Source organism: Streptomyces sp. NPDC030862, from assembly GCF_055571835.1.
Genome location: NZ_JBVIEN010000002.1, coordinates 1 through 2,315, shown reverse-complemented (window position 1 = coordinate 2,315; position 2,315 = coordinate 1). Strand labels below are relative to the sequence as shown.

Genomic DNA, 2,315 nt, shown 5'->3' with positions numbered 1-2,315 from the left:
CTCCCCCCCCCCCCCTCCCCCCCCCCCCCCCCCCCCCTCCCTCTCCCCCCCCCTCCCCTCCCTCCCTCCCCCCCCCCCCCCCCCCCCCACTCCCCCCCCCCCCCCCCCCCCCCCCCCCCCCCCCCCCCCCGGGCCGGTCGGCCTCAGGATCGAAGGCATGTTGTGGTCCGACCCGAAGAACGAACCCCCCCAAGAGATGCGCGACATGCAGGTGATGCTGCGGCGCGCGGGGATCCTGCTGGCGCTGGCGATGGTGCTGGGCATGCTCGTCGTCGGCCTGCATTGATCCGCCGTCCGTGATCCGTTCCGTACCATGACGGCCATGACTGCTCAGCGCCGCCTGGTCCTCGCGTCCGCGTCCCCCGCCCGCCTCGGCCTGCTGCGGCAGGCCGGACTCGCCCCCGAGGTGATCGTCAGCGGCGTCGACGAGGACAAGGTCACCGCCCCGACGCCGGCCGAGCTCGCCCTCGCCCTCGCCGAGGCCAAGGCGGCTCACGTCGCCGCCCGCCCCGAGGTGAGCGGCGCGCTCGTCATCGGCTGCGATTCCGTCCTGGAACTGGACAAGCAGGCCCTCGGCAAGCCGGCCGACGCCGAGGAGGCCACCGCCCGCTGGAAGGCGATGCGTGGCCGTGTCGGCGTCCTCCAGACGGGCCACTGCGTCTACGACACGGCGGCCAAGCGGTACGCGTCCGCGACCGGCTCGACGCTGGTCCGCTTCGGCGAGCCGACGGACGAGGAGATCGCGGCGTACGTCGCCAGCGGCGAGCCGCTCCACGTGGCGGGCGCCTTCACGCTCGACGGGCGCTCGGCCCCCTTCATCGACGGCATCGACGGCGACCCGGGCAACGTCATCGGGCTGTCCCTGCCGCTGCTGCGCCGTCTGCTGCGGCAGCTGGGCGTCGAGATCACCGATCTGTGGACGGAGCGTTCCTGACGGTGCGGCGCGCGCGCCGGGGCGGGGCTCAGGCGGGAGCCGCGTCGGGCTCCGCGGCCTCGGGGCCGTAGAGGACCAGCGACGCCACCACCAGCGCCAGCATCGCCATCATGAAGGCGAACGCGCCCCAGCCCACCAGGGCGGCCGTCACGGCGCCGAGCACGCCGTGGGTGATCGCGCAGGAGATCAGCAGGAGGCGCACCGCGCGGCCGGGCGCGCGGTCGCGCACGGACAGGACCAGCAGCAGGACCCCGCACAGGGCCAGGAACGCGGCGAGGACGCCGCCCATGGCCCAGGTCCCGGCGATCATGGCGTCCGGGTCGAGGCCCGCCAGGGACATCCGCTGGCCGCCGAGGACCGCGGTCAGCGCGACGTGGACCAGCAGGACGCCCGCCGCCTCGGCGAGCAGGGCGACGCCGGTCGCCAGGGCTATCGGTCTTCGGGTCACCACGGGCCCCCTGACTGTTACCAGCAGTACGGATGACGACGCGAACGCTACTGACTGGTAAACCTTTGGACAAGGGTCTCGGCACGACCGCAAAGAATCATTCGCCCATTCGTAGGGACTCCACAAAGAAACCGGACAGCGCGCTGGCCGCCAGGACAGAGACCTTGACCACACCCCAGGGTTACTGTGCCGTGAAGGTGCCCTGCGTAACGTGGTGCGACAAGGGATTTCACCCCCTGGATACGCCTCGGATCACGCTCCGTGTGGGCAAGCTCACTAGTGGGGACGGGTCGAAAGGCCGTGTCGGCAGTCCCTAAACTCAGCTTGTTTCAAGGAGGGAGCCATCGTGCGCAAGGTGCTCATCGCCAACCGTGGCGAAATCGCTGTCCGTGTCGCCCGTGCCTGCCGGGACGCCGGGATCGCGAGCGTAGCCGTCTACGCCGATCCGGACCGGGACGCTCTGCACGTCCGTGCCGCGGATGAGGCGTTCGCCCTGGGCGGTGACACCCCGGCCGCCAGTTACCTGGACATGGCCAAGGTGCTCCAGGCCGCCAAGGACTCCGGCGCGGACGCCATCCACCCAGGTTACGGATTCCTCTCCGAGAACGCGGAGTTCGCCCAGGCGGTCATCGACGCCGGCCTGACCTGGATCGGCCCGCCGCCCCAGGCCATCCGCGACCTCGGTGACAAGGTCGCCGCCCGCCACATCGCCCAGCGCGCCGGCGCGCCGCTGGTCGCCGGCACCCCGGACCCGGTCTCCGGCGCCGAGGAGGTCGTCGCCTTCGCCAAGGAGCACGGCCTGCCCATCGCGATCAAGGCCGCCTTCGGCGGCGGCGGGCGCGGTCTGAAGGTCGCCCGCACCCTCGAAGAGGTCCCCGAGCTGTACGACTCGGCCGTCCGCGAGGCGGTCGCCGCCTTCGGCCGCGGCGAGTG

4 protein-coding genes are annotated in these 2,315 nt (G+C 72.7%); 3 read left to right on the top strand and 1 reads right to left on the bottom strand.

Annotated elements, in window-relative coordinates:
- Positions 1-157 precede the first annotated feature (157 nt).
- Complete coding sequence (mmpB, locus tag ACZ42X_RS04230) at positions 158-286, top strand: morphogenic membrane protein MmpB (protein WP_361427955.1); 129 nt, start codon at positions 158-160, stop codon at positions 284-286.
- A gap of 36 nt (positions 287-322) precedes the next feature.
- Entirely contained in the window at positions 323-934 is a 612-nt protein-coding gene (locus ACZ42X_RS04225; RefSeq protein WP_468284151.1) for a Maf family protein, read from the top strand.
- A gap of 28 nt (positions 935-962) precedes the next feature.
- Here ACZ42X_RS04225 and ACZ42X_RS04220 read toward each other — a convergent pair whose 3' ends face one another.
- Positions 963-1,382 carry a hypothetical protein gene (locus tag ACZ42X_RS04220; RefSeq protein ID WP_468284149.1) on the bottom strand — a complete coding sequence of 140 codons (420 nt, stop codon included), beginning with the start codon at positions 1,380-1,382 and terminating at the stop codon, positions 963-965.
- A gap of 346 nt (positions 1,383-1,728) precedes the next feature.
- Between ACZ42X_RS04220 and ACZ42X_RS04215 the strand changes: the two genes are divergently transcribed.
- Positions 1,729-2,315 (top strand): biotin carboxylase N-terminal domain-containing protein (locus ACZ42X_RS04215; RefSeq protein ID WP_468284147.1); only part of this gene is annotated, 587 nt, incomplete at its 3' end.